This is a genomic window from Promicromonospora iranensis (assembly GCF_028994805.1).
GTDB lineage: Bacteria > Actinomycetota > Actinomycetes > Actinomycetales > Cellulomonadaceae > Promicromonospora > Promicromonospora iranensis.
Genome location: NZ_JAJQQP010000006.1, coordinates 53,683 through 79,692 on the forward strand (window position 1 = coordinate 53,683; position 26,010 = coordinate 79,692).

At 73.7% G+C, this 26,010-nt stretch carries 17 protein-coding genes; 10 read left to right on the forward strand and 7 right to left on the reverse strand.

Annotated features, from left to right (window positions below):
* Positions 1–113: 113 nt before the first annotated feature.
* Positions 114–620: a DUF1877 family protein gene (locus LUM46_RS11260; protein ID WP_274993999.1), complete on the forward strand. Its 507-nt coding sequence runs from the start codon at positions 114–116 to the stop codon at positions 618–620.
* A gap of 118 nt (positions 621–738) precedes the next feature.
* Here the strand turns inward: LUM46_RS11260 and valS are convergent, their stop codons facing one another.
* Complete coding sequence (valS, locus tag LUM46_RS11265) at positions 739–3,492, reverse strand: valine--tRNA ligase (RefSeq protein WP_274994000.1); 2,754 nt, start codon at positions 3,490–3,492, stop codon at positions 739–741.
* Positions 3,493–3,563: 71 nt separating this feature from the next.
* A complete protein-coding gene (locus tag LUM46_RS11270) occupies positions 3,564–7,094 on the reverse strand; it encodes an ATP-binding cassette domain-containing protein (RefSeq protein WP_274994001.1) in 3,531 nt (1,176 codons plus the stop codon).
* Between the two features lie 135 nt (positions 7,095–7,229).
* On the opposite strand from LUM46_RS11270, the gene LUM46_RS11275 reads away from it, so the two are divergent.
* Together LUM46_RS11275 and LUM46_RS11280 are read left to right on the forward strand one after the other, a co-directional pair.
* Entirely contained in the window at positions 7,230–7,958 is a 729-nt protein-coding gene (locus LUM46_RS11275; RefSeq protein ID WP_274994002.1) for a DUF6597 domain-containing transcriptional factor, read from the forward strand.
* Positions 7,959–7,968: 10 nt separating this feature from the next.
* Positions 7,969–8,856 carry a hypothetical protein gene (locus tag LUM46_RS11280; RefSeq protein WP_274994004.1) on the forward strand — a complete coding sequence of 296 codons (888 nt, stop codon included), beginning with the start codon at positions 7,969–7,971 and terminating at the stop codon, positions 8,854–8,856.
* Here LUM46_RS11280 and LUM46_RS11285 read toward each other — a convergent pair.
* A complete protein-coding gene (locus tag LUM46_RS11285; RefSeq protein ID WP_274994005.1) occupies positions 8,798–9,733 on the reverse strand; it encodes a LysR family transcriptional regulator in 936 nt (311 codons plus the stop codon). The genes LUM46_RS11280 and LUM46_RS11285 overlap by 59 nt on opposite strands.
* Before the next feature lie 144 nt (positions 9,734–9,877).
* Between LUM46_RS11285 and LUM46_RS11290 the strand changes: the two genes are divergently transcribed.
* Both LUM46_RS11290 and LUM46_RS11295 read left to right on the forward strand, forming a co-directional pair.
* The gene (locus tag LUM46_RS11290) at positions 9,878–10,717 is read left to right on the forward strand and encodes an SDR family NAD(P)-dependent oxidoreductase (RefSeq protein WP_274994006.1); all 840 of its coding nucleotides are present in this window, start codon (positions 9,878–9,880) and stop codon (positions 10,715–10,717) included.
* 30 nt (positions 10,718–10,747) lie between these two features.
* Positions 10,748–11,740, forward strand: a complete 993-nt coding sequence (locus LUM46_RS11295; protein WP_374726935.1) for a TIGR03557 family F420-dependent LLM class oxidoreductase — start codon at positions 10,748–10,750, stop codon at positions 11,738–11,740.
* 13 nt (positions 11,741–11,753) lie between these two features.
* Here the strand turns inward: LUM46_RS11295 and LUM46_RS11300 are convergent, their stop codons facing one another.
* Positions 11,754–13,286: a serine/threonine-protein kinase gene (locus tag LUM46_RS11300; protein ID WP_274994007.1), complete on the reverse strand. Its 1,533-nt coding sequence runs from the start codon at positions 13,284–13,286 to the stop codon at positions 11,754–11,756.
* 107 nt (positions 13,287–13,393) lie between these two features.
* Between LUM46_RS11300 and cofE the strand changes: the two genes are divergently transcribed.
* A complete protein-coding gene (cofE, locus tag LUM46_RS11305; protein WP_274994008.1) occupies positions 13,394–14,242 on the forward strand; it encodes a coenzyme F420-0:L-glutamate ligase in 849 nt (282 codons plus the stop codon).
* Here the strand turns inward: cofE and LUM46_RS11310 are convergent.
* Genes LUM46_RS11310 through LUM46_RS11320 form a run of 3 tightly spaced genes read right to left on the reverse strand, consistent with a single transcriptional unit; the run spans position 14,201 to position 20,342 of the window.
* The gene (locus LUM46_RS11310) at positions 14,201–18,112 is read right to left on the reverse strand and encodes an ATP-binding protein (protein ID WP_274994009.1); all 3,912 of its coding nucleotides are present in this window, start codon (positions 18,110–18,112) and stop codon (positions 14,201–14,203) included. The two genes, cofE and LUM46_RS11310, sit on opposite strands and share 42 nt — an antisense overlap.
* Positions 18,109–18,831 (reverse strand): DUF4194 domain-containing protein, encoded by a 723-nt coding sequence (locus tag LUM46_RS11315; RefSeq protein ID WP_274994010.1) that lies wholly within the window; start codon positions 18,829–18,831, stop codon positions 18,109–18,111. The genes LUM46_RS11310 and LUM46_RS11315 overlap by 4 nt, the downstream gene beginning before the upstream one ends.
* The gene (locus LUM46_RS11320; RefSeq protein ID WP_274994011.1) at positions 18,828–20,342 is read right to left on the reverse strand and encodes a DUF3375 domain-containing protein; all 1,515 of its coding nucleotides are present in this window, start codon (positions 20,340–20,342) and stop codon (positions 18,828–18,830) included. The genes LUM46_RS11315 and LUM46_RS11320 overlap by 4 nt, the downstream gene beginning before the upstream one ends.
* Before the next feature lie 178 nt (positions 20,343–20,520).
* On the opposite strand from LUM46_RS11320, the gene LUM46_RS11325 reads away from it, so the two are divergent.
* The 4 genes from LUM46_RS11325 (at position 20,521) to LUM46_RS11340 (ending at position 25,984) form a co-directional block, all read left to right on the forward strand.
* On the forward strand, positions 20,521–20,832 hold the full coding sequence (locus tag LUM46_RS11325) for a helix-turn-helix domain-containing protein (protein WP_274994012.1): 312 nt from the start codon (positions 20,521–20,523) through the stop codon (positions 20,830–20,832).
* Positions 20,833–20,934: 102 nt separating this feature from the next.
* Positions 20,935–21,618, forward strand: a complete 684-nt coding sequence (locus LUM46_RS11330; protein ID WP_274994014.1) for a YdcF family protein — start codon at positions 20,935–20,937, stop codon at positions 21,616–21,618.
* A gap of 118 nt (positions 21,619–21,736) precedes the next feature.
* On the forward strand, positions 21,737–25,495 hold the full coding sequence (locus tag LUM46_RS11335) for a S8 family serine peptidase (RefSeq protein WP_274994015.1): 3,759 nt from the start codon (positions 21,737–21,739) through the stop codon (positions 25,493–25,495).
* 93 nt (positions 25,496–25,588) lie between these two features.
* A complete protein-coding gene (locus LUM46_RS11340; protein WP_274994016.1) occupies positions 25,589–25,984 on the forward strand; it encodes a DUF1232 domain-containing protein in 396 nt (131 codons plus the stop codon).
* Positions 25,985–26,010 lie beyond the last annotated feature (26 nt).

The following is a 26,010-nucleotide window of genomic DNA, read 5'->3' on the forward strand; positions in this document are numbered from 1 at the left end:
GGGCACCCGTTCGTATGGAATTTCCGTTTTACCGCGTATGGGAAAATGTTGCATCGAAACGTGTCCGTTTTGCCCATACACACGGAAACGCATTATCGGTACGGTCACGGGCCATGGGGATGATTCATTGTGAGTACGCGCGGCTTGCCGCCGACGACTTCGACAAGGCACGGACCGATCCGACATGGGCGCTGGAGCACATCGACGAGCTCGCGGGCGAGTGGGTGCAGATGGACCTTCCGGCACAGGAGGCGAGGTACTTCAGCATCGGGACCGTCTGGGGTCCGCTGCACAACGTGCTGCGGACCCACGGCGAGATGCCCGTCGACCCGGTCCAGGGCGGTGCTGCGCTGGGATCCGCCAAGGGGATCACGCCGGTGCGCTATCTGGGCCCTGAGGACGTGGAGAAGGCGGCCGCGTTCCTGGTCGGCACGTCGTTCGACACCCTCGCACCGCTCGCCGACACCACCCGGGTGTGCGACGAAGAGGTCTGCCCGGACCCGAGCGAGCACGCCACCGAGACGGACGCCGAGCGCCTGGGGCAGGCGTACGGCGAGCTGGCCGCGTTCTACGGTGCGGCCGCCGAGGCGGGCGACGCAGTGGTGCTGATGCTCAACTGACATGCCGGCAGCGGCGCGGAGACATGAGAGCGGGGCGGTGGTGCTGATCAGCACCACCGCCCCGGGTTCGTCTCGCCGCGGTTCTACCTCGCCACGGTTCGACGGCGAGGGACCGGCGTCAGCCCTTGTTGCGGGGCGGGGCCTCGCCGAGCTCGCTCGATGTCACGACCATCCCGCCCTGGACCGCCTGGTCACCCTGGCCCTCGGCGGTCGCGGCCAGGTCGAGCACACCGGTGACGCGGCCCGCGGCCTTGATGTCCTCGACAGCGGTCTCGACGGCGGTCAGCGATGCCGCAGGCACGGCCAGCGACGCCGCCAGGATCGGTGTCCGCATCGACGCCTTGGCCTCGGACTTCACCTTGCGCAGCGCCGCCAGGGCATGGCCGGCCGCCGCGAGGTCTGCGGGGTCGGCGTCGCCGGACGCCGCGCGCAGCGGCTCCGCGACGGGCCACTCCGCACGGTGCACCGAACCCTCGCGCCACCAGGACCAGACCTCTTCCGTGGCGAACGGGAGATAGGGCGCCAGGAGCCGCAGCATGGTGTCGAGTGCGATCGCCAGGGTGGTGCGGGCCGACGTCGTCTCGGGGGAGACGTCCGCCGAGTCGGCACCGGCGCCGTAGGCACGGTCCTTGACGAGCTCGAGGTAGTCGTCGCAGAACGCCCAGAAGAACGTCTCCGTGAGCTCGAGCGCGCGCGTGTGGTCGTAGCTCTCGAGCGCCGCGGTCGCCTGCTCGACGACGCCTCCCAGGCCGGCGAGCATCGACCGGTCGAGAGCGACGGTCACGGCCGCCGGGTCCAGCACGATCTCGCTGCCCGCGCCGCCGCCGAACGACAGCGCGAACTTCGAGGCGTTGAGGACCTTGATCGCCAGGCGGCGACCGATCTTCATCTGCCCCACCTCGAACGCCGCGTCCGTGCCCAGGCGAGCGGACGCCGCCCAGTACCGCACCGCGTCCGAGCCGTGCTCCACGAGCAGGTCCGCCGGCGTGACGACGTTGCCCTTGGACTTGGACATCTTCTTGCGGTCCGGGTCAAGGATCCAGCCGCTGATCGTGGCGTTCTTCCAGGGCAGCACCTTGTTCTCCAGGTGCGAGCGGACCACCGTGGAGAACAGCCACGTACGGATGATGTCCTGGCCCTGAGGGCGCAGGTCCATCGGGTAGACCCGGTCGAAGAGGTCCTGGTCCCGCTCCCAGCCGGCGACGATCTGCGGGGTCAGGGACGACGTGGCCCAGGTGTCCATGACGTCGGCGTCGCCGACGAAGCCGCCGGCCTGGCCGCGCTGGTCCTCCGTGTAGCCCGCGGGCGCCTGCGAGGTCGGGTCGACGGGCAGCGACTCCTCGGCGGGCACGATCGGGTGGTCGTAGTCGACCTCGCCGTTCGCGTCGACGGGGTACCACAGCGGGATCGCGACGCCGAAGAAGCGCTGGCGGCTCACGAGCCAGTCACCGTTGAGGCCGTTGACCCAGTTCTCGTACCGCACCCGCATGAAGTCGGGGTGGAAGTCGAGCTCCTTGCCCCGGGCCAGCAGCTCCTCGCGCAGGTCCTTGTCCCGGCCGCCGTTGCGGATGTACCACTGGCGCGAGGTCACGATCTCGAGGGGCTTGTCGCCCTTCTCGAAGAAGTTGGCCTTGCGCTGCGTGGCGACCGGCTCGGTCGGCATGTCGCCCGACGCCGTGAGCGCGTCGACGATCGCCTTGCGGGCGCTGAACGTCGTCCTGCCGGCGACCTCTGTCTCGAACAGCTCGGCGCCCGGGCTGCCCGCGAGCCACTCCGGCACCTCGCGCGTGATGCGGCCGTCGCGGTTGATGATCGAGCGCGTCGGCAGCTGCAGCTCGCGCCACCACTGCACGTCGGTGAGGTCTCCGAAGGTGCAGCACATCGCGATGCCCGCACCCTTGTCCGGCTCGGCCAGGTGATGGGCGAGCACGGGAACCTCGACGCCGAACAGCGGTGACTTCACCGTGGTGCCGAACAGGTGCTGGTAGCGCTCGTCGTCGGGGTGCGCGATGAGCGCGACGACGGCGGGGATCAGCTCCGGGCGGGTGGTCTCGATGTACACCGGCTCGCCGCCGGCCTGGTGGAACGCGACCTTGTGGAAGTGGCCGGGGTAGTCCCGGGCCTCCAGCTCGGCCTGCGCCACGGCGGTCTGGAACGTGACGTCCCACAGGCCCGGTGCCTCGGCCTGGTAGGCCTCGCCGCGCTGCAGGTTGCGCACGAACGCACGCTGCGCCGTGGCGCGCGAGCTGTCGCCGATGGTCTGGTACGTCTGGGCCCAGTCCACCGAGATGCCGAGGCGGCGCCACAGCTCCTCGAACTGCTTCTCGTCGTCGGCCGTCAGGCGCTCGCACAGCTCGATGAAGTTGCGGCGGCTGACCGGGACCTGGTCGGCGGCCTTGACGCTCTTGCCCGTGCCCTCGAACGGCGGGGTGAAGTCCGGGTCGTAGGGCAGTGACAGGTCGACGCGCACGCCGTAGTAGTTCTGGACGCGGCGCTCGGTCGGCAGGCCGTTGTCGTCCCAGCCCATGGGGTAGAAGACCTCGAGGCCGCGCATGCGCTTGTAGCGCGCCACGATGTCGGTGTGCGTGTAGCTGAACACGTGCCCCACGTGCAGGGAGCCCGACACCGTCGGCGGCGGCGTGTCGATCGAGTAGACCTCGTCACGGGTCTTGGTGCGGTCGAACGCGAAGGTCTTCTCGGCGGACCAGCGCTCGTCGAGCTTGGCCTCGAGCCCGTCGGCGGTGACCTTGTCGGGTACCTCCTTGACCACCGCGCGTACGACGTCGGCGCCGGTGACCTCGGCGGTCGAGGAGTCGAGGGCGGGTGTGGTCGCGGCCGGGTCCGTCGGCCCGGAGGAGGCAGGGATGCTCATGCGCACCAGTGTCCCAGATTCGAGCAAGCCGAGGTGCACGTCCTCCACAGCCGGACGGTCCGCGGGCCTCGTCACCCGGCCAGGTGGGACCAGCGTGATTCCAGGTCCCGCCAGTGCCCGACGGCGGCCATGCGCCCGCCGTCGAGCACCACCACCCGGTCGGCGGTCGCCAGGGTGGCGGCGCGGGACGTCGTGCCGAGCACCGTGGTCCCGGCGGCCCGCAGCCCGGACCACACCTCCGCCTCGGTGACGGCGTCGAGAGCCGAGGAGACGTCGTCGACGAGGAGCAGGTCTGAGCCCGTGGCGAGCGCCCGGGCCAGACCGAGCCGTTGCACCTGACCGCCCGAGAGCCGCAGGCCCCGGTGCCCGACCAGGGTGGCGGTGCCGCCCGCCTCGGTGACGTCGCGGCCGAGCCCGGCAGCATCGACCGGGCCGTCGACCGGGCGGTCGTGGTCGAGTCGCACGTTGTCCGCCAGAGTGCCCGACACGACGTGCGGTACCTGCGCGACGTGCGCCACTCGGGGCGGGCGCAGGAAGGTCTCCGGATCCCTGACGTCGGCGCCGTTCCAGGTCAGCCGACCACTGACGTCGACGAGGCCCGAGAGGGCTCCGAGCAGCGACGACTTGCCGGACCCGACCCGGCCCACCACCAGGACGAGCTCGCCGCGCCGCACGGTGAGGTCCACGCCCGCGACGCCCACCGTGCCGTCGTCGTGCGTCGCACTCACGCCGTCGAGCCGCAGCTCCCGCAGCTCGCTCGGCACCGCGGGTGCCGGCGCCGGAGGACTGGCCGTACCGGCGAACAGGTCGAGGTCGTCGGGGACGTCGGCGAGTCGCTCGGTCCCGGCGTACCGGGACGTCACCTCGACCCAGCGGCGCGCGGACGCCCCGCTGGTGACGAGCTGGCCCAGCCCGTACCCGATCCAGCTGAACGTGCCGATCGAGGTGCTGACCAGGAGGGTGGTCCCCAGGGACCACGTGCCGTTCAGGTGCAGCGTCCATGCCAGGACGGTCGCGACCCGGCTGAGCACGGAGGGCGCCAGCCCGACGAGGAAGTCGGTCCGCTCCTCGCGCAGGGAGGCCTGCACGCGGCGCCCGTCCACCCGGGCCACCTGAGCGAGGACGCCGGTGGTCGCGGCCCCGAGCTTGACGGTGCGCACGGCGTCGAGGGCCGACCCGAGCAGGCGACCCAGCTCCGCGGCGGCGTCGCCCGCCCGGCGTGCGGTGGCCGCGACGGACCGGCTGCCCAGCACCTGCGCCGCGAACATCACCGCCGCCATGGCCAGGCCGATCGCACCGGCGAGGAGGCTGCCGCTCAGCACCACGAGCAGCGCCAGCGTGAACGGCGCGGTGAGGACCTCGCGCCAGGCCTGGGTATGGCCGGTGAGCCGGTACTCCTCCTGGGCCCGCGCGGCGATCTCGCCGGGTGCGTCGCGAACGGTACGGCGCTGCGCCGTCTGACCGCGCAGGACGGCGAGCCGGAGCCGCAGCCGCGAGTCGGCCCACCAGCGCGCGCTCGTCAGCCGGACCGTGAACGGCAGCAACGTGTTGGCCACCACCGCGGCCAGGACGGCGCACGCGAGCAGCCAGGGCGCCGAGCCCCGCTCCAGGTCGACGACGAGCGAGGCCCACAGCCATCCGACGATCAGGCCGGTCGAGGTGAGGTAGTCCGCGAGCTCCCACACGACCGCCGGGAGCAGCAGGCCGAGCGGACGGGCGCGCAGCGTGCTCCACACGGCGCGCACCATCGACGTGCGCGGCGGCGGTGCGGGGTCACGGCGCTGCCCGGACGGGGCGGCGCTCGCTGCGCGGTCCGCGCCGACCGCACCGGCCGCATCACCGGGAGTCGGCCGGTCCGTCCGCTCGCCGTCCACCTCCCCGAGCCCGGCGGCGGCGACGAGCCGGGCGAAGTGCCCGTCCGACTTCGCCAGCCGGTCCCAGGGGCCGTGCTCCACGAGACGCCCGCCGTCGAGCACCGCCACGGTGTCGGCATGCCGTGCGGTGGGCAGCCGGTGCGCGACGACCAGCGCCGTCCGGCCCGCCAGGAGCGCCCGGGCGGCGAGGGTGACCCGCTCCGCCGTCGCCGGGTCCATCCGGGCGGTCGCCTCGTCGAGCACGACCACCTCGACGTCGCGCACCAGGAGCCGCGCGAAGGCGACGAGCTGCTCCTCCCCGGCTGACAGGGTCACACCGTCGGACCCGAGGCGGGTGTCCAGGCCGTCCGGGAGCGACGCGACCCATGCCCGCAGGCCGAGCGCGTCCACCGCCTGCTCCACCCGTTCCGGCGGCACGGGCGCCCAGAGCGTGATGTTGTCGGCGAGCGTCGCGGCAAGGATCTCGGTGCGCTGCCCCACGACGCCGACTCGTTCGCGCAGCCCGTGCACGTCCAGGCCGGTGACGTCCTGGCCGTTCAGGAAGACGCTGCCGACGGGCGGCTCGACCGCGCGCGACAGCATCTTGGTCAGCGTCGTCTTGCCCGAGCCTGTCCGCCCCACCAGCGCACAGGTGCTGCCCGCCGGGACGGTGAGGGACAACGGGCCCAGGGTGAAGCCGCCGCCGTACCCGAAGGCCAGGTCGCGCAGCTCGATGTCGACGCCCGCGTCCCGGCCGGGGAACGCCGCCCCGCCGATGGGTTCCTGGGGTACGGCCAGCAGCTCGCGGACACGCTGGAACGTGCCGATCGCCTCCTCGACCCGGGGCAGGAGGCGGCCCAGGACGTCCACCCGGCCGACGAACCCCGTGACGAGCAGCCACAGCGTGACCAGCCGCGCGACGTCGAGCGTGCCGCCCGTGACCGCCCACACCCCGCCGACGAGCACGGCGCCGACGAGCGCGTCCAGCGGTAGCTCCGTGCGCAGCCGCACGCGGGAGAACACGACGGACCACTCCTCACGGAGCCGGATCTGGCGTGCCGCCAGCTCGGCGTAGCGGCGCAGCACGTACCGCTGGCCCTGGGCGGTGCGCAGGTCGTCCCGGGCCGCGACCGCCTCCTCGAGCTGCGCCATGTGGTCCGAGACGGCCTCGGAGCTGCGCCTGCTCAGGTCGCGCAAGGGCCGCGCCGACCGCCGCGCGAACAGGAGCACCACGGCGGCCATCAGGGGGAACGCCAGCCAGGCCGGCCACCACACCAGACCGGCGGCCACCCACCCGACCACGAGGCTGATCGCTGCCTGCCCCAGGGTGATGCCGATGCCGCTGATCGCCCGGGTGAGCCGTTCGGGATCACCGTTGACGCGGTCCAGGAGCTCGCCCACCGCCTGCTCCTCGAGCGCGGGCAAGGGCTGGCCCAGGGCCGCGGCGGCGAGATCCGACCGGAGCGTGGCCTCCGCACGCGCCACGGCGCGCTGCACGACCAGCCATGTCACGGCGTCCAGCACGACCACGGCCGTGCTCACCGCCGCGAGCACGATCAGCGTGTCCCGGGCCGGTTCGGCGGCCATCCGGCCCGTGATCACCGCCGCGTACGACGAGGCCCCGGCCGCCAGCAGCGCGGCCGGGACCGCGACGGCGGCCACCCGCAGCGCGCGGCGGCGCCACGGGGTGCGGCGCTGGTCACGGGACGGGTCGTCTCGACGGCTCGGCCGAGCCGGGATGTGGGGCACGGATCGACTCTGCCACCCGTCACCGACACTCGGCCCGTCCCGGGACGCCCGCCGCTCGGGGTGCACCGGGGGTCGGGGCGAGCCACCGGTCCGGCACGAGAGCACGTGTCGGAGGCTCCACGTAGCGTTGTTCTCGTGACCTACCGCGAGCTCGCGCCGCCCACCGGCCTGCTGCCGGTGGTGGCCTGCCTGTGGGAGCACGACGTACCGCCCGGCCGCGAGCAGCGGATCATCCCCGACGGCTGTGTGGACCTGGTGCGGCTCGACGGCGAGCTGGTGGTCGTCGGTGCCGACACGGGGCCGGTCCTGTCCTGGTCCGGCGCCACGCCGTCGGACCGGATCAGTGGCATCCGGCTGCGGCCCGGTGCGGCGGGCGCGGTCCTCGGCCTCCCGGCATCCGAGGTTCGCGACCAGCGCGTGCCGTTGGCCGTCGTGTGGCCCGACGTCGGCCCGGCGCTTGCCGACGCACTCAGCACGGCGGACCCTGCGGGGCGGCTGGACCTGCTCGCCCGCGCGGTGCTGCGGCGCACGGCGGAGCGCGACGGGCTCGTCGCGGCGGCCGCACGGCGCCTCGGTGTGCCGGGCTCGCGGATCTCCGGGGTCGCCCAGGAACTCGGCGTGAGCGAGCGGCACCTGCATCGCCGTACGGTGGACGCCGTCGGCTACGGGCCGAAGACGCTGGGGCGGGTGGCCCGGTTGCGCCGGCTGATCGGTCTGTCCACCGGTCGGGCGCCGTCGCCCCTCGCGGAACGCGCGGCGGCGGCGGGCTACGCGAGCCAGGCGCACATGTCCGACGAGGTGCGCCGGTTGACGGGCCTCACGCCCGTCCGATTTCTGGAAGACGCCGTGCTGACCGCTGCCTAGCGTCGGAGCCATGAGCACGACGACGAAGATCGACATCGGAGCCGCCCAGCGGTTCATCTACGCCGACGCCCGGCTGCTGGAGCGGCACCGCCTCGCGGTGCTGTCCGGCGACGCAGCAGCCGGACGTGTCCTGGACGCGCTGCGTCCTTACCGGAACGACGACGGCGGGTGGGGCCATGCCCTGGAGCCCGACCTGCGCGGACCGGACAGCCAGGTCTCGAGCGCGCTGTCGGCGCTCGAGGTGCTCGCCGAGCTGGGCACCGACGCCGCCCCGGAGGTCATGCGTCTGGTCACCGAGACGGCCGACTGGCTGGCCTCGGTGGCGCTGCCCGACGGGCGCGTGCCACAGGTGCTCCCGAGCGCCGCCGACCATCCGGCCGCGCCCTGGATGCAGCCGAACGACAACGGCTTCCTCACGTTCGCGACCGCCGCCCGGCTGTGGGAGGTGAGGGCCCACCACCCGTGGCTCGACGCCGCGACGACGTGGTGCTGGGGCCAGCTCGACGGGGAGACCCCCGTGGGCGGGTACGCCGTCCTGTTCGCGCTGGGCTTCCTCGACGCGGTGCCGGAACCGGGCCGGGCGGCGGAGGCCGTCGAACGGCTGCGGCCCGCCCTGAGCGACGACGGGACCATCGCCGTCGAGGGTGGTCAGGACGACGAGAGGCTGAGGCCCCTGGACCTGTCGCCCCGGCCCGGCGCACCGAGCCGGGCGCTGTTCTCCGAGGCTCAGATCTCCGCGGAGCTGGACCGGCTGGAGCAGGAGCAGCTGGACGACGGCGGCTGGGACTTCGACTTCTTGCACTGGTCGCCCGGGCAGACCGTGGAGTGGCGCGGCATCGTCACCCTCGGAGCGCTGCGGACACTTCGGCAGCACGGGCGGCTTCCGCAGCTTCCGTAGCCTGCTCGGTCGTGTGCCGCACGAACCTCGCCACGTCGGGCGACGTCGCGGTGCACGACCAGGCGATCCGGAGCTCGCTGCCCGAGAGGCCGACGACCGGCACGACCACCGTGCCGTCCGTCGGTGGGGCGGGCACGTGCACGTTCGGCATGAACCCCACGGCCTGGCCGAGCCGGATGCTCCCGGTGTACTGGGCGGCGTCGCGCACCACCGGGCCGGGCTGCCAGACGTGGTGGTCGAGGTCCGTGCCGGTCCAGAACGCCATGGCTGCTGGCGTGAGGTCCGGCCAGACGGGGAATGTCTCGCCCGCCAGCTCGCTCCGGTGGATCGAGTCCCGCCCGGCCAGCGGATGAGACGCGGGCAGTACAGCGACCCGGGCATCGATGCTGATGAGGTCGCTGTCCAGGCCGCGGTCGTCGAACGGGCTCCGCAGCAGCGTGAGATCCGCACCCCCCGCGCGGACCTCGCCGGCCTGGGCCCCGACCTCGGCGATCGCCGCGCGAGCCGGGAGCTCGTCCGAATACCGCTGGTTGTACGAGTCCACCAGTCGCTGCAAGGGCTCGACGTCGCACGCGCGCGCTGTCACCCGCAGGTGCGGCTCCGCGCGCCCGAACCTCGCCGCGCGGGTCAGTGCCGCCTCGGCCGCCTCGACGACACCACGGGCATCACCGCTGAACTGTCGCCCGGCCTCGGTGAGGATGACGCCCTGCGGCTGCCGCACGAACAGCGCGGACCCGATGGCGTGCTCCAGCGTCCGGATCGCCCGGGACAGCGCGGGCTGCGTCATCCCCAGACGCTCGGCGGCGCGGGTGAACGTGCCTTCGTCCGCCACCGCCACGAAGTAGCGCATGTGCTTGAGATCGACCTCTGGTATCACCCCGTGAGCATGGCACGCCCGCGCGCACGATCCATGCCGCCAGGGCATACCCCCATGCCACCCGGGCCTTGGATCATTCCTCGCGACTCCGATGTGCTGTGAACCGGGCCGGACGACCGGCCGCACACAGCGAGGGAGTGAACGATGGCGCAGAACGCAGTTGTGACCGCAGGAACCCGCGGGATCGGCGCGGAGGTGGCGAAGGAGCTGGTACGGCGTGGCTACGCGGTGACGATCGTGGGCCGCGACGCGGAGCACGGTGCGGAGGTGGCTCGCCGGATGGGCGGCGCGCGATTCGTCCAGGCTGACCTCTCGGTGCTCGCCGAGGTCCGCGCGCTCGGCGAACGGCTCGCCGCGGAGGGTCCGCTCCAGCTCCTCGTGAACAACGTCGGCGGCATGTGGTCCGAGCGCTGGGAGACGGCGGACGGCATCGAGGCAAGCTTCGCGGTCAACCACCTGTCCCCGACGGTGCTGACCGAGACGCTGCTCGACGCGCTGCGCGCCGGCGGCCCCAGCCGGATCGTCGACGTCACGTCGTCGTCGATCGGCACGCTGACCGGTCCGCCCGTCTACGACGACGTCGAGCCGGACGAGTACTACGGCATGGCGGTCTCCGGCCGAGCCAAGCTGGCACACCTCGCGTACAACCTTGACCTGGCAGACCGCCTGCGTGGCACCGGTGTCTCGGTGTTCGCGGCGGACCCGGGCGCCGCTGCCACGCCCAACGCTGCCGCGATGACCCCCGAGATCCTGCCGCCAGCCCTGCGTCCGCACTGGCAGCAGATCCTGGAGATGCAGCGTCCGGCCGCCGAGGCCGCCCGCTCGGTGGTGTTCGCCGCCACCGACCCGTCCTTGGCCGACCGGACGGGCATCGTCCTCGACCCGGAGTGCCGGCCGTCGGACGCTCTGACCGGCGGGATCACGCCCGACGTGCTGGCCACGTCCCAGGCACTCACCGAGCGGGTGCTCACGGTGAGCCGCTGACCACGGGCCGGCCCGTCTAGGCTGTCGGGCGTGGTGACCATCGGCTATGCCGCGATGCTCGAACAGTTCGCGCCCCGGACGGCCGTGGAGCTGGCGGCGCTCGCTGAGGCGCACGGCTTCTCCGGCGTCATGGCTGCGGACCACTTCCAGCCCTGGACCCCGCACCAGGGTCAGGCAGGCTTCGTCTGGAACGTGCTCGCGGCAGCTGCCGAGCACACGACGGGCGACCTCGGGCCGGTGACGGCGCCGACGTTCCGCTGGCATCCAGCGGTGGTGGCCCAGGCGTCGGCGACCCTCGCGGCGATGAACCCGGGCCGGCACTGGCTGGGTGTCGGTTCGGGGGAAGCCCTCAACGAGCACGTGGTGGGCGGCTACTGGCCGGAGGCCGCCGAGCGGATCAACCGCATGTTCGAGGCGGTCGAGATCATCAAGAAGCTCTTCGCCGCGTCGCTGGCCGGGCGCGACGTGAAGCACTCGGGCACGTACTTCAAGCTGGAGTCGACACGCCTGTGGACCATGCCGGAGGTGGCTCCCGAGATCCTGGTCGCGACGGCCGGCCCCGTCACCGCCCGCCGCGCCGGGCGGACGGCGGACGGGCTGATCACGCAGGCCGCGCCCCTTGACCGCATGACTTCGCTGCTGACCAGGTTCGCCGACGGCGCCCGCGAGTCCGGCCGTGACCCGGGGCAGCTGCCGAAGGCGCTGCAGCTGCATCTCTCCTGGGCCCCGACGCACGACGAGGCGGTCACGAACGCCCTGACGGAGTGGCCGGTCGGCGGCATGCGGTTCCCGCGCTCGGACATCCGGTCGCCGCACGACTTCGCGCAGCTGGCCCGGATGGTGCGCGCGGAGGACTTCGAGGGGCGGGTGCTGATCTCCGCCGACCCGGACGAGCACCGGGCATCGATCCAGCGGTACGTGGACCTCGGGTTCGACCGCATCTACCTGCACAACGTGGGCCGCAACCAGCGTGAGTGGATCGAGACGTTCGGCCGGGAGGTGCTGCCTCAGCTCGTGCGGTGACGCGTCGGTCACCTCAGGGCGTGACGCCCCAGTACGAGCCGTAGCCCTCGTCGTGCTGCACCAGCACGGTGGCCAACGGCCCGACGTCCGGCAGCGTGACGGTCGTGGTCACGGGTGTGGCGTCCGAGAGGTTCCCCAAGGTCCAGAACGTGTCCTGCGCGGTCGCTTCCGCGAGCTTGCTCCGCCGGGTGGTCCCGTCCTGCCCGATGGCGAACACACCCAGCCACTCGTGCGGCGTCGGGTTCCTGTAGAGCGTGGTTCCTGCCTGGTCGCACGAGAGGGTCAGGGTGGCGAGCCGCCCCTGCACCTGGTCGACGCTCGCGATCCAGCACGAGCCGCTGTCGAGCCTGTGCTCGCTCCCCAGCGTCCACGGCTGCTCCGGGGTGCCGTCGGCGACCACCGACGGGGCCGGGGCCGGGCTCTCCTCCGCCGGCGCGCTCGTCCGTGTCTGCGGCAGCGCCTGCGGCGCGCCACCGCCGGGCTCGTCGTCGCCGGTCAGCAGCGTGAAGACGCCGAACGCGGCCCCGGCGAGCACCGCCGTCCCGGCGACGGCCGACCCCACGACGACCCGGGCGCGTCGTCGCCGACGCGGTGTGCGCGGCTCGGCGCCCGCCGCGCGCCCTGGTGCGCCTGCCTGGGCTCGCGCACGAGCCTGGGCCCGCGTGCGGAGCAGAGCCACCGGGAGGGTGGTGGCGCCGGGGTCGGGAACGCCGAGGGAGTGCAGGATGGCATCGATCGACGGGCGGCCGGCCGGGTCCCTGACCAGGCACGCGTCGAGGAACGGGCGCAGGTACGCGGGGCAGTCGTCGTACGCGGGCGCCTCGGCCGAGACCCGGTACAGCACCACTGCAGGATGGTCCCCGTCGAAGAGGCGGTTCCCGGTGGCGGCGTAGTAGGCGAGCGCGCCCAGCGCCCAGACGTCCGCGGCCGACGTCGCGCGGCTGCCCGCGGCCTGCTCCGGCGCCATGTACACCGGGGTGCCGACCGGCTGCCCGGTCAGGGTCAGCCGCGTCGCGTCGATCGTACCGACCACACCCAGGTCGATCAGGCGAGGTCCGTCCGGTCCGAGGATCACGTTGGCCGGCTTGACGTCCCGGTGCACGAGCCCGGCGCGGTGCATCTCGTGCAGTGCCTCCGCGACCCCCGCGACCAGGCGCAGCACCTCCGCCTCCGGCAGCGGGCCCTGAGCTGCCAGCGCCTGCGCGAGGGTGGGGCCCGGCACGTACTCGGTGGCGAGCCAGGGGAGCTCCGCGTCGGGATCGGCGTCGATCAGGTTCGCGATGAACCGGCTGCGTACCTTGGCCGCGGCGCGCACCTCCCGACGGAAGCGCGCGCGGAACTCGTCGTCGTCGAGCTGCGCCCCCCGGATCAGCTTGATGGCCACCTGCTGCCCGCGCCGCGAGGTGCCGAGGTAGACGTCGCCCATGCCGCCGCTGCCGAGCCGGCTGCGGACCCGGAACGGACCGATCGTGCGTGGTTCGCCGGGTCGCAGGGCGGCGGGTTCGGGTACGGGAACCGTCCTCTGGGCGGGCGGGTCGTGCAACACCGGACCTCTTCCCCCTGTTGATCACCGCACGAACCAGGCATACGTGGCGTGGACGCGTGGCAGATTACCGCACCGGGACGGGCCCGCGCGGGTGTGAGGATGGTCCGGTGGAGAGACTCAGCATCTGGGCCCCCGACGGGCTGCCCGAGATCACACCCGGCGACGACCTCGGCGAGCTCGTCGCCGACCTCCTGGCCGGTCTGGACGAGCCGGACCGGCCGCGGGACGGCGACGTCGTCGTCGTCACGTCGAAGATCGTGTCCAAGGCGGAGGGGCGCGTGGTGGCCGCCGACGACCGCGAGCAGGCCATCACCGACGAGACGGTGCGGGTCGTCGCCCGGCGGGAGCGTCCGGGTCTGCCGCCGCTGCGGATCGTCGAGAACAAGCTCGGCCTGGTGATGGCCGCCGCAGGCGTGGACGCCAGCAACACCCCGGCGGGCACGGTCCTGCTGCTGCCGGTGGACCCGGACGCCTCCGCCCGCACGATCCGCGCGGCGCTCACGCAGCGGCTGGGCCTGGGCCGCATCGGGGTCGTCGTCACGGACACGGCAGGACGGCCCTGGCGCGACGCGCTGGTCGACATCGCGATCGGCTGCGCGGGCATCGCGCCGACCGACGACCTGCGGGGCAGCACGGACGCCCACGGCCGCCCGCTCGACGTGACGGTCACCGCCGTCGTCGACGAGATCGCCGCGGCCTCGGAGCTGGTCCGGGGCAAGTCGAGCGGACGCGCGGTCGCCGTCGTGCGCGGCATGGGTCACCACGTCTCCGCCGACGACGGCCCGGGCGCTCGCGTCCTCGTGCGGAGCAGCGCCGACGACCTGTTCCGCGAGGGCTCCGCGGAGGCCTATGCCCGCGGCGTCGCGGACGGACGCCGGGGGAGCACCGACCTCCCGGGCCAGGCCCGGGAGGTCCTAGAGCGACGGGCGGCGGGTGGTCATCCGGGCGACCGGTGACGTGTCGTCCCGGTCCTCGGGCGTGACGGTCACCGACCAGTCCAGGTCCGGCTCGCCGGTGTCATCCGCGCCACCCGTGTCGCCGGTTCCGCCGGAGTCGGGCGGCGGAGCCTGCTCCGAGGCCGAGGCCGAGGCCGAGGCCGGGGCCGGGGCCGGGGCGGGCGGCGGAGGGGGCGGCGGAACGGCGGGGAGGCCGCGTGCCGGTGTCGCGGTGCCGGCCGCGCCGGAGGCGCCGAAAGCACCCGGCGGCGTGGCCGCGGAGTGCGCTCCGCCGCTCGGCAGGTGCGCCGGAGCGGCCGGTGGAGTCACGGCCTGCGGCTGCGGCGTCTCGCTCGGGGCCGACGCCCACGCCACCTCGGGCGCCGCCGACGCGCCCCCGCCCGTGCCGTCCCGGGTCGGGGAGGGAACCGGGTCGACGTCGGGCAGCGGGGACTCCAGCAGGACCACGTCCACGCGCGACTCCCGCATCTCCCGGCAGGTCGCGAGGCCGATGCCGCCAACGTAGTCCTCGAGGGTCTGCAGCAGCTTGAGCGGCGTGGCCAGGATCATGTGGAACCCGAACGCCGCGAACGTGTCCATGGCGGTGCGGGTGAACGCCGTGTCCGCCTTGTCGAAGGCCTCGTCCAGGAGGATGGAGCCGAAGGCGGGCGTCGCGGAGTCCGAGGCTCCGGCGAGCTGGTACCGCAGGGCGGCCGCCAGGCAGAAGACGACGAGCTTCTGCCGCTGGCCGCCGGACAGCCCGGCGGAGGAGTCGTGCACGGCCAGCGAGATGCCGCCTGCCGTGACCTCGACGCCCGTGAAGTGCACGTGTCGTCGGGTGTCCAGGCACAGGGCGCGCCAAGCCCGGTCGGCGGGGTCGCTCGACCCGAGGCGACGCACCAGCCGCTCCAGCACCTCGTACTCCGGCTCGGTGTCGCCCGTGAGCGCGTCGAGGGTCGCGAGGAACTCCTCCACGGCCGCGGGACGACGCTCCTTGACGCGGATCTCGAGGAACCGGTCCGTGTCGAAGGGGGAGCGGCGCAGGGACGTGTTGACCCCGACGATCCGTTCGCGGATGGCCGCGGGCGCCTGCCGGATCTCGGCGGCGAGCTTGCGCAGGGCCCGGCGTGCCTGGTCGGTGAGGAGGTCGGAGAACCGTGCCTCCTGCTCCGGCAGGCGCGACGTGCGGATGCGCTCCAGCACCTCGAGGTACCGCGACCGGTCGCCCACCTGCGCCGTCAGGTCGCGGGTGATGGCGGGCCAGCGGCGGCGGAACTCGGCCAGCAGCCCGACGATCTCCCGCTCGGCCGCGCCGGAGGTGCGCAGCCCGGCCTCCCGCTCCGCGTCGAGCGTGCGGGACACGGTGAGCGAGACGTCGTCGATCACCTCGTGCGTGACCGTCGTGCGGACGGCGGCATACCGCTTCTCCAGCTCCTCGCGGTGCGCGAGCGGGATGGCGTGGGGCGGGGCGTCGCCGAGCTCGGCGACCACGCGCTCCAGCGAGCGGCGGTGGGCACGTGCCTCGGCCAGGGTGTCGGCGGCCACCGCCGCGGCCGCCCGGGCCTGGTCCAGCCGGGTCTCGGCCGCCGCGACGTCCTGCGACGCCTGCAGCAGGTCCATCGTGCCGTCGAGCAGCCGGTCGAACGACGCCTGGGCGTCGGTCAGGTCCGCCTCGGCGGTCTCGATGTCGACCTCGCGCCACTCCCGGCGCGCCACGTGCCGCAGCGTGAGCTGCCTGCGCACCGCCTCGCGCTGCTCGGCGACGGCGTCGGCCACCGCGGCGTCGGCCTCCGCGAGGCGCGCCTGCGTCGCGCGCGCGAGCTCCAGGAGCTGGTCGAGGCGGTCGTCGGCGTCCCAGCCGAGCGCCCAGTCCTCGACGTCCGGCAGCAGCGGCTGCTCGATCTCCTCGGGCCCGTGCTTGATCAGTCCGTCACGGGTCACCGCGCGCTCGTGCCGGTCCAGCCCGGACGGGTCGTCCACGCACAGGTAGTCGTACTGCTCGGACAGGCGCCGGTGCAACCAGCCCGCCATCGGGCCGTCCTTCACCTCGACCTTGTGCACCAGCGACGCGTCGTCCGCGGAGCGCGGCGCGTCGTTGCGCACGCCGACCACGCGGTAGCGCAGGCCGGGCCCCGCCTCGACGGCGCTCGCGACGGCCGCGCGGTGCGCGGGGGCCACGAGCACGAGCGTGGCCAGCGGCCGCAGGACGTCCTCGATCACCGGACGCCACTCGGCGTCCTCCTCCCGGACCCGCAGCAGCTCCGCCGCGAACGGCAGCACCGAGATGTCCAGCCCCGCGGCCTCGGCCACGGCCCGGCGGGCCGCGGCAAGGTCAGCGGGCACGTTGGTCTGGGTCTGTCGGACCGCCTGGATCCGCGTCGCGAGGGCCTCGTGCCGCAGCCCGACGGCGGAGCGCGCCGCCAGGGCCTCCCGGATGTTCGCGTCGAGCGCCTCGGGCGCGCGCGACCGCCCGACGGTGGCGACGGCGCCGGTGGCGACCGAGGGCAGGGCACCCGTCGAGGGCCCGGCCGCGGACGGGACGGCCCCGGAGACCGCAGGCACCTGCCCCGTCGCGTGCGCCGGGACGTGACCCGTCGAGTGCGCCGGAGCCACGGCGGGCAGGGCGCCCGTCAGGGTCGGGACCGAGCCGGTCGCCAGCGGCTTCGCGCCGCCGAGCTCCCACCGGGCCTTCTCCTTGAGCGCCGCGAACTCCGCGAACGTCTCGGGCATGTTCATGCCGACCGACTGCAGGTCGGTGGCGAGCTCACCACGCCGCGTGCGGACGAGCGCCGCGATCTCGCCGGCCCGCTGGAGGCGGTCGGCCTGGGTGGCGAGCGCCTGCCCGCCGCGCGCGCCGAGCACGTTCACGGCCTGCTGGTGCGTGTTCGCCGCGACGTCGACCTCGGTGTCGGCCGCCTGGCGGTGGTGCTGCGCACGCTCCTCGGCCGCCCGGGCCTCCGCCAGCGCGCCGTGCGCGAGGTCGAGCTTCCACGCATCCTTGAACGTCTCCAGCGACCCGCGCAGGGTGGCCGCGCGCACGCCTGCCGCCGAGCCCTCGTCGTACGCCTTGGTCAGGGTCGCGAGGCGGCTCAGGTGCTCGATCTGCTGGCGCGACGTCTCGATGTCGGCGTAGGCGCGCGCGACGTCGGCGAACTGCTCCACCGCCTGGGCGGCCAGCTCGAACGTGCTCGGCTCGTCCAGCATGTGACCGCGGAACAGGTCGTCCAGGCTGCCCAGGTTCTTCGCCGACTGCGTGCGGTGCAGCAGCACCAGTGCCTGCTCCGAGCCGATCCCCAGCACCTGGGTGAACGCCGCGGCGAACGGGCCGTGCCGCTCGCTCACCGTCGCCGCGGGCCAGGCGGCGGTCACCCCCGCGACGTCCGGGCCGGACCGGACGTACCGCTCGAACTCCAGCAGCCCCACGTCGTCGGGCAGCACCACGTGCAGCGTCGCCGGCGTCGACGAGCCGCGCGTGAGGTGGAACAGCCGCACCAGCGTCACGGTGCCGTCGGGCGCGTCGGTGCCGTTCGAGTACTGCAGCAGCACGCCCGCCCACGTGGCGCCCGGACGCAGGTGGTCCGCCACCACCTCGCCGGTGCTCTCGTCGGTGCGGTGCCGCCACGCGCCGCGCACGTACGAGACGACGTCACGGTCGCCCGCCTCACGCTCGGTCGCGCCCGTGCCGGCGGCCGCCACGTTGAACCGCAGGTGCTCCGGCGGTGTCAGGACCGCCGCGACGGCGTCGACCAGCGACGACTTGCCCGAGCCCGAGTGCCCGGTGAGCAGGAAGCCTGCACGCGGCACGGGCACCACGTGGTGCCCCGAGAACGTGCCCCAGTTGACCAGCTCGACGCGCGCCAGGCGCCACTGTCCGGGGTGGGGCGTGTTCATGCGCTCTCCTTCGCCAGTCGTGCGTACTCGGCGCTCAGCGCCGCTACCTGGTCCGCGCCGAACACGGTCCGCAGCACGGGCGAGACCACGCACCGGTCCCCGCTGAGCGGCTCCAGCATGCCGGACTCGATCAGCCGGGCCCACGTCGCGTCCAGCTGCCGCGTGAAGTCCATGGGCGAACCGCCGCCGCGCCGCCGGTACATGCCGAGATGATCGGCCGCCTCGTCACGGCTGATCGCCACGCGCCCGTCCGACGAGTCCAGCAGCAGGGCGCGCAGGTGCAGCAGCAGCGCGGTGTCCAGGAACGTCAGGGTCAGCTCGCGCACCACCGGGGGCGTGTCCGCGGCCGGCACGTCGCGCACGAACGCGACCTGTGCGTCGGGGTCGACCACCAGGTCCAGGTATTGGTCGCAGAGGCGCTCGCGGACCACGTCCTCGTGGGTCAGCAGCGCGCGCCACACGTCCGGGTCGGCGTCGGCGGCCAGGTACGGGCCGCGCACGAGGCGGGCCAGCGCGAGGCGGGCGGGAGCGGGCAGCGTGCCGTGGTCACCCGGCCAGAGGTGGGCCCCCGCACCGGCGTCGCCGCCGGTCTCCTGACCGCCGCGCCCGGTGGTCGACGGCGTCGGGACGCCGCCCGCGGGCCGCCCGGGACGGGCGCTACGGAGGTCTGGGGTGCCGGGCCTTGTCGAGCCGGGCCGGGTCACGTCGGGATCGGTCACGGGACATGCTCCTCGAACTGGTGCTGGGGTAGTACGGCCCGCCGCGCGACGCCGCGCGAGGACCGCCAGTTCACGTCTTCGTCCTTGCCGGTGGCCACGCCGTTCTGCTCGGCGAGCGTCAGCAGGCCGACCACGCTCGCGGCGCCCTGCGTGGCCGGGTGAGCGGCGAGCACCGACGCGACGGTGGCACGGCCCACGGCGCCGACCCGCTCGTTCACGTGCCCGCGCAGCTCGTCCACGTCGATCTCGGAGTCGCGGGCCATGGCCCGCAGCGCCGTGAGCGAGACGACCCGCGGCGGCGCCGCCGGCGCGGCGGGTGGCGCCTCGGCGTCCTCCCCGCCCGGGTTGTGCGGCACGAAGCCGCCCACCGACCGGGGGGCGACGGTCCCGAGGGGCAGCCGGAGGCGCATCTCGGCGCCGGGCGGGACCTCGGGGGCCGCCGCGAGGGCGGCGTCCTGTGCCTCCCCGAGCAGACGGCGCAGGGCACGCTCGGCCGGCAGCTCGCCGGACCGGACCATGCGCTGCAGCGCACGGCGCAGGGTGGCCATGGTGTCGGTGAGCTCGTCGGCCGCGTCCTGCAGCGTGGGCAGGAGGCGGCGCAGGGCCGACGCCTCCGCGGGCGCCAGGTGGACGGTGTCGAGCACGCGGCCGACGTCGTCCTGCGCCGCGTGCTCGGCCTGCCGCAGCAGGTCACGGAACGCGACGAGGCCTCGTCCGGCCTCGGACTCGGCCAGGTGGTCCACGCCGCGGTAGATGTCGTCGAGGAACGTGTCGCGCGAGCCGTCGGACTCGAGGAGCCGGCGGCGCAGCTCGCGGTCCGTCCGCTCCAGCTCGGTGCGCACGCGGGCCAGGTCGGCGGGGATGTCGCCCGCGAGGGCGAGGATCTCGCGGGCGCGCTCGGCGGCCGCGTCCGGCGGCAGGGGCTCGTCGTCGCCCCGGCGGGCACGCTCGATCCTGGCGTCGAGGGCCGCGCGCTGCTCCAGCAGCGACGCGAGCCGCGCCTCGGGGTCGGGATCGGCCTCGTCGGCGAGCGTGTGCAGGCCGTCGAGCACGGTGCCGAGCCGGGACGGCGTCACGGCCGGGTGGGGCCTGCTCAGCCGGGAGACGAAGCGGATGGCGAGGAGGGCGCCGTCGGACAGCTCGAGGGTCTCGGCGCCCTGCTCGCCCGCGGCCTGGGGCGCGCGCCGCCGCACGAGCACGCCCTCGTCGATCCACTCGGAGACGTAGAAGTAGCCGGAGTAGGGCAGCTCGAAGCCCGCGCGGCGCAGCTCGGGGAGGTCGTCGTCGATCCGGTCGGCGAGCTGCTCCACGGGCAGCCTGCGGCGGGCACCGAGGTTGCGGTCCAGCAGCACGACGGCGGCCGCGGCGTTCCTCGACCGCAGCAGCACCCACGCGGGGTGCTCCTGGAGAAGGGCGCGCACGCCGCGCGCCGCCTGGCCGCGACGACCGGACCCGTGCCCGGCGGCCTGCCGGGACACGGCGGCGTCACCCGGTGAGCTCGCTGTACCCATGGGGGCTGAGAGTAGTAGGCCAACGTGTCGGTGCGGCACCCCGGGAGGAAACACGCGACACATGCGCTGTCGATGAGCCGCGACGGCCATAGACGTATAGAGTCTGTCGCACAGGGCTTGCCGGAAAAAAGATCTTCACTTTCCGGGGGGCCCTGTCGTGCGTCACGGCACGTTCTTGATGGCCGAGCCTCGACGGGAGGGCGCCTTGCTCACCACCGCAGCCCAGATCGTTGTCAGGATCCGTGCCGAGCGGGAGCTCAGCATGAGTTCACTGGCAGTGCTCGCAGGCGTACCCACATCGACGATCAGCCGTATCGAGTCGGGCCAGGTCGAGCCCACGCTCGGCATGATCCGGCGTATCGCCCTGGGGGCCGGCTACCACCTGCACCTGCAGTACTACGACCTGTTCTCGGGCAAGCTCGAGGACCACGTCGTCGGGGCCACGGCGGCGGAGCGGGCGAGCGAGGCCGAGGACGATCCCGACCGATAGGGGTCTCGCCGGTTGTGACATAGCGCGCAATTACCGCAGAATCGCGGCGCGTACCCACACTCAGGTTGTGCCGGTCATTCCTCTGAGCAATATGGTCGTCATATGCCGAACGTCATGATCCCCGCCGAAGTGCGGGAGGACGTACAGACACTGTGGGCGTTCCACGACCTGCAGCACGAGCCACGACCTGTCGACGTCTGCATCGGGCTGGGCGGTCACGACCTGGGCGTGGCGGACTACACGGCCGACCTCTACCTCGACGGGCTGTTCGGGCAGATCGTCTTCACGGGCGCCAACGCTCCCACCACCGTCGACGCCTTCCCGGAGGGCGAGGCGCTCGGCTACCGCGACCACGCCATCGCACGAGGTGTGCCCGGTACCGCAGTGCTCGTCGAGCCGGCTGCCACCAACACCAGCGAGAACCTGGAGTACAGCCGCAAGCTCCTTGCCGAGCACCAGATCGAGCCGTCCTCGGTGCTCCTCGTCTCTCACCCGTACCAGCAGCGACGCGCGTTCGCGACGTGTCGGGTCGTGTGGCCCGACGTCGACGTGCTGTGCGTGTCCCGCCCGCTGCCGCTCGACGCGTACCTCCGGACGATCGGCGACGCCGACCGGGTGATCGACATGCTCGTCGGCGAGACCCAGCGCCTCACCCTGTACGCGGAGCTCGGCTTCATCGCCCACGAGGAGGACGTGCCGGACGACGTCGTCGTCGCCTACGACCGGCTCGTGGAGGCCGGGTACACGTCGCGGCTCGTGGAGGACCGGCGCCCGATCGACGTCTGACCGGCGTCCGACCGGTGTCCCCATGGCCCGGGTGACTTTCGTGGTGCGGGCTGCTTCGTCCGGATAACTTCGGCGCAGGTCGCGCCCGGACCGGGCGCGTTTGACGGAGAGGCTCCACATGCGCCGCGTCGCTGTTGCCGCACTGTCCGCGCTGCTCCTCGGGGGGTTGCCCGCTGCGGCACTCACCCCGTCCGCCGAGAGTCCACCGGGCTCGGGATCCGGCGCCTCCTCCACCACGCAGACCGCCGCGACCGCTCCGGCGACGCACAGCGTCACGCTGCTCACCGGTGACCGGGTGGCGGTGAGCGGATCGGGGGACGCCCGTACCTTCACGCCGGTCGCCGCGCCCCGGCCCGACGGCCGCACCGTGACCTTCCGCTCCGTCCGACAGGGCGACGCGCACTACGTGTTCCCGTCGGACGTCGCGCCCCTGGTCGGGGACACCCTCGACCTCGCGCTCTTCGACGTCGCCGGCCTGGTCGAGGCGGGGTACGACGACGCCGCGCTCGCCGCAGCGGGCCGCGCCTCCCTGCCGGTCATCGTGCAGTCCACCCCCTCCAGGGCCCGGACCACGGACGCGGCGGACTGGGCCGACCTCGGCCTCAGCCGTGAACGGACGCTGCAGTCCATCGGCGCGGTCGCGGGCACCGTCGACGTCGGGACGGGCGACGGCGACCGGCCCGCCAAGGCGTGGGGCCTGCTGCGCGCGGTGGGCGCCGACTCTGCCACCGGGGACGGCGCGCGGGCCCAGACCCGGTCCGGTGTCACCAAGGTGTGGCTCGACGGGCGGGTCGAGGCTCTCGATGCCGACTCGACGCCGCAGGTGGGCGCGCCCGAGGCCTGGGCGGACGGGTACACCGGGGAGGGCGTGACCATCGCCGTCGTCGACACGGGCGTCGACACGACGCACCCCGACCTGGACGAGAACGTCGTCGCGGAGCGTGACTTCACGGGTGGCGACAACCCGTCCGACGGGTTCGGGCACGGCACCCACGTCGCCTCGATCGCCGCGGGAACCGGTGACGCCGACCCGGACATGACCGGGGTGGCCCCGGGCGCCGACATCATCAACGCCAAGGTCCTGGACGACCAGGGCTTTGGTGAGTGGTCGTGGATCATCGACGGCATGGAGTGGGCGGCCCAGGAGGGCGCTCAGGTGCTGAACCTGAGCCTGGGGGAGCCGGGCAGCTACACCGACGGCACCGACCCCGCGTCCCAGGCGGTGAACGCGCTCACCGAGCAGTACGGGGTGCTCGTGGTCGCAGCGGCCGGGAACGAGGGGCCCCGGGCGGGGACCGTCTCGCCGCCCGCGGTGGCGGACTCCGCTCTCGCCGTCGCCGCCGTGGACGACGACGACGCGCAGGCGGCGTTCTCCAGCGCCGGCCCCCGGGCCGGGGACGGCGCCCTGAAGCCCGAGATCGCCGGTCCGGGTGTCGACATCGTCGCGGCCCGGGCGGCCGGGACCAGGATGGGGGAAGCCGTCGGCGACTCGTACGTCACCGCCAGCGGCACCTCGATGGCGGCGCCGCACGTCGCGGGCGCTGCCGCGGTGCTGCTCTCCGCGCACCCGGAGCTGACCTGGCAGGAGATCCGGTCGACGCTCATGGCCTCGGCACAGCCGGGCGGCAACTCGGTCTGGCAGGAGGGTTCCGGCCGGGTCTGGATCCCGGGCGCGATCGAGCAGCAGGTGACGGCGAGCCCGGCGTCGGTCTCCCTCGGTGGCTTCGAGTTTCCGCAGGACGACCTGGAACCGGTCACGAAGACCCTCACGTACACGAGCACGGGGGACGCGGACGAGACGCTCGACCTGACCGTCGACGTCACGTCGGGCGGTGAGCCCGCGGCCGCCGCGGTGACCCTGAGCGCGGACAGCGTGACCGTCCCCGCCGGCGGCAGCGCGACCGTCGACGTCACCGCGCACCCGGCCGACCTCGGCGTGGGTGACTTCGGCGGCGTGATCACGGCGACCGGTGCCGGTGGGACGGTGCGCACGGCCGTCGGCTTCGTCAACCAGCCCGAGCTGTTCGACCTGACGATCAGCGCCACGGACCTCGACGGGAGCCTTGCCGAGGAGGACGACTTCTTCGTGGTCCAGGGGATCGACGACCCGGACTACTTCACCTTCACGGAGTTCGACGAGGACGGCACCTCCACGTCCCGCGTACCGGCGGGCAGGTACACCGTCAGCGGCTTCACCTCCGTGTCCGACGAGGCGTTCGGCCTGCTGAGCACCACGTCGGCGGCGTTCCCGCTCGTCGACGTCACCGAGGACACCGCGCTGACGGTCGACGGCGAGGCGGCGCAGCCCGTCACGATCGACACGGCCCGCGAGACCGGCACCGGCACGACCTCCGTGGACCTGACCTTCGAGGCCGACGGGACGGGGTTGAGCAACGGGTTCTTCGGCGAGCTCGGTGACCTGTACACCCTGCCCGTCCCGGAGCCCGCAGAGGGCCACTACCGGCAGACGTGGACCTCGTTGCTGGACGAGAAGACGCTCGACGTGCGGGCGGACGACCTCGGTCTGGACCTGGACCTCGTCCTGCTGGCGCTCACCGAGCCGGTGACCGGCACCTCCGAGGTGCCGCTGGTGGACGCGGGCCTCGGCGAGGACTTCTCCGGCGCCGAAGGCTCGTGGGCGTTCGTGGAGCACGCCGGACCGGAGACGCTGCAGGACGTGGTCGACGCCGCGGCGGCGGACGGCGTCGAGGCGCTCCTGGTCGCGGGCAGCGAGACGGGCAACGTGAACGACTGGGTGGAGTCGGCCCCGCTCCCGGTCTTCGGGGTGCCCTCCGCGCAGGCGGAGTCGCTGCGTGCGGCGCTCGCAGCCGGCCCGGTGACGCTCTCGGTGGCCGGCAAGGCCGCGCCGTCGTACTCGTACGCGCTGGCCTTCGGCAGGGACGGCTCGGTCCCCGACGAGCCCATCTCGTACGTCGCCGACCGGTCCACCACCGGGTCGGTGCAGGTCTCCGTGACGGCCCCCGCGCCGGGAGCCGCCCCGTACGTGGGAAGCTCGGTGTCGATCTGGGGCATCGGGGTGGGCATGTTCAGCCGGGCCCCGGCGCCGCACACCCGCACCGTGTTCGTGTCGGCGGACGAGGACGTGACCTACACGCCCGCCGCCTCGGTCACCGAGGACGACCCGTTCGCCGGGATGTTCGAGGGGCCCGGGCGCAGCCTCGCTCCGGGGGAGAAGACCTCCGACCGCCTGCTCGCGCCGGTGTTCCACGGTGGGGCCGGCAGCAGCGGCGGCGCCCTGCGGGCGGAGGACGCCATGGAGGTGTACCTGCCGGCCTACGTGGACGACGCCGGCCACAGCATCTGGGGCCTGCCGGGCGAGGACGCGCAGACCCGCCTGCGGCTGTGGGCGGGCAAGGAGCTCGTCGCCGACGCCGACGGCTCGACCTACGTGTCGGCGGAGGGCCTGCCGGCCGCACGGACCCCGTACCGGCTGCGTCTGGACACCACATTCTCCGGCGACTGGTGGAGCACCTCCACCGACGTCAGCACCGACTGGCGGTTCCGGTCCGCCGCCGCCGGCGGTGACGGGTTCGCGTCGATCCCGCTGCTCCAGGTCGACTATGGCGTGCCGGCGGCGCTCGACGGGACGGTGCCCCGCACGGCGCGGCTCACCCTGTCGGCCGACCACCAGCCGGGCGCCGAGGGCGGGGACGTCACGGGCATGCGCCTGTGGGCCTCGTCCGACGACGGGAAGACGTGGCGCGAGATCGACGTGCGGCGCGGCAAGGGCGACACGTTCCGGGCGACGGTCAGGGCCGCGCGCGGCGCCGAGTTCGTGTCGCTCAAGGCCCAGGCCGTGGACGACGACGGCGGGCGGGTCACCGAGACGGTCGTGCGGGCGTACCGGGTCGAGTGAGGCCGGGCAAACCGCTCGAATGAGGTAGACGTCACGAACCGGGCGACTCGCACATCCCTGGCGAGTCGCCCGGTTCTCCGTTACGTTCCGGGCATGGGCGAGGAAAAGAAGCGCGGCAAGGATCCCAGGAAGTTCACCTGGCAGGAGATCCTGACCTTCATCGCGGGTGCCGGCTACGTGGCCAGCCCGTTCGACCTCATGTCCGAAGCCGTTCTCGGTCCGCTCGGCCTCGGCGACGACGCCATAGCGGTCATCATCGCCGGCGTCACCCTCTTCAAGGCGCTGCAGCGGTTCCGGCAGCACCGGCCGGAAAAGGGCACCGCGGGGGACGCAGCGCCGGGCACCACGGGCACGGGCACCTCCACGCCGGGCGGGGCGACGCCGAAGCCCGCGCCGTCGGACACCGGCAAGCCGGGCAGGTACGCGACGGACAAGACGATCCCGGGTACCGCCGAGGACGTGACGCCGGACCGCAGGCCCCAGCGCTGACGGTGTCGCCTGCCCTGGCTCGTCGG

Bases quoted from the DNA above. Each gene is read 5' to 3' on its own strand.
- LUM46_RS11325 (WP_274994012.1), top strand. From the start codon at position 20,521: ATGGCCGAGCCTCGACGGGAGGGCGCCTTGCTCACCACCGCAGCCCAG.
- LUM46_RS11260 (WP_274993999.1), top strand. From the start codon at position 114: ATGGGGATGATTCATTGTGAGTACGCGCGGCTTGCCGCCGACGACTTC.
- LUM46_RS11335 (WP_274994015.1), top strand. From the start codon at position 21,737: ATGCGCCGCGTCGCTGTTGCCGCACTGTCCGCGCTGCTCCTCGGGGGG.
- LUM46_RS11280 (WP_274994004.1), top strand. From the start codon at position 7,969: ATGAGCACGACGACGAAGATCGACATCGGAGCCGCCCAGCGGTTCATC.
- LUM46_RS11310 (WP_274994009.1), bottom strand. From the start codon at position 18,112: ATGAACACGCCCCACCCCGGACAGTGGCGCCTGGCGCGCGTCGAGCTG.
- LUM46_RS11320 (WP_274994011.1), bottom strand. From the start codon at position 20,342: ATGGGTACAGCGAGCTCACCGGGTGACGCCGCCGTGTCCCGGCAGGCC.
- LUM46_RS11290 (WP_274994006.1), top strand. From the start codon at position 9,878: ATGGCGCAGAACGCAGTTGTGACCGCAGGAACCCGCGGGATCGGCGCG.
- LUM46_RS11330 (WP_274994014.1), top strand. From the start codon at position 20,935: ATGCCGAACGTCATGATCCCCGCCGAAGTGCGGGAGGACGTACAGACA.
- valS (WP_274994000.1), bottom strand. From the start codon at position 3,492: ATGAGCATCCCTGCCTCCTCCGGGCCGACGGACCCGGCCGCGACCACA.
- LUM46_RS11340 (WP_274994016.1), top strand. From the start codon at position 25,589: ATGGGCGAGGAAAAGAAGCGCGGCAAGGATCCCAGGAAGTTCACCTGG.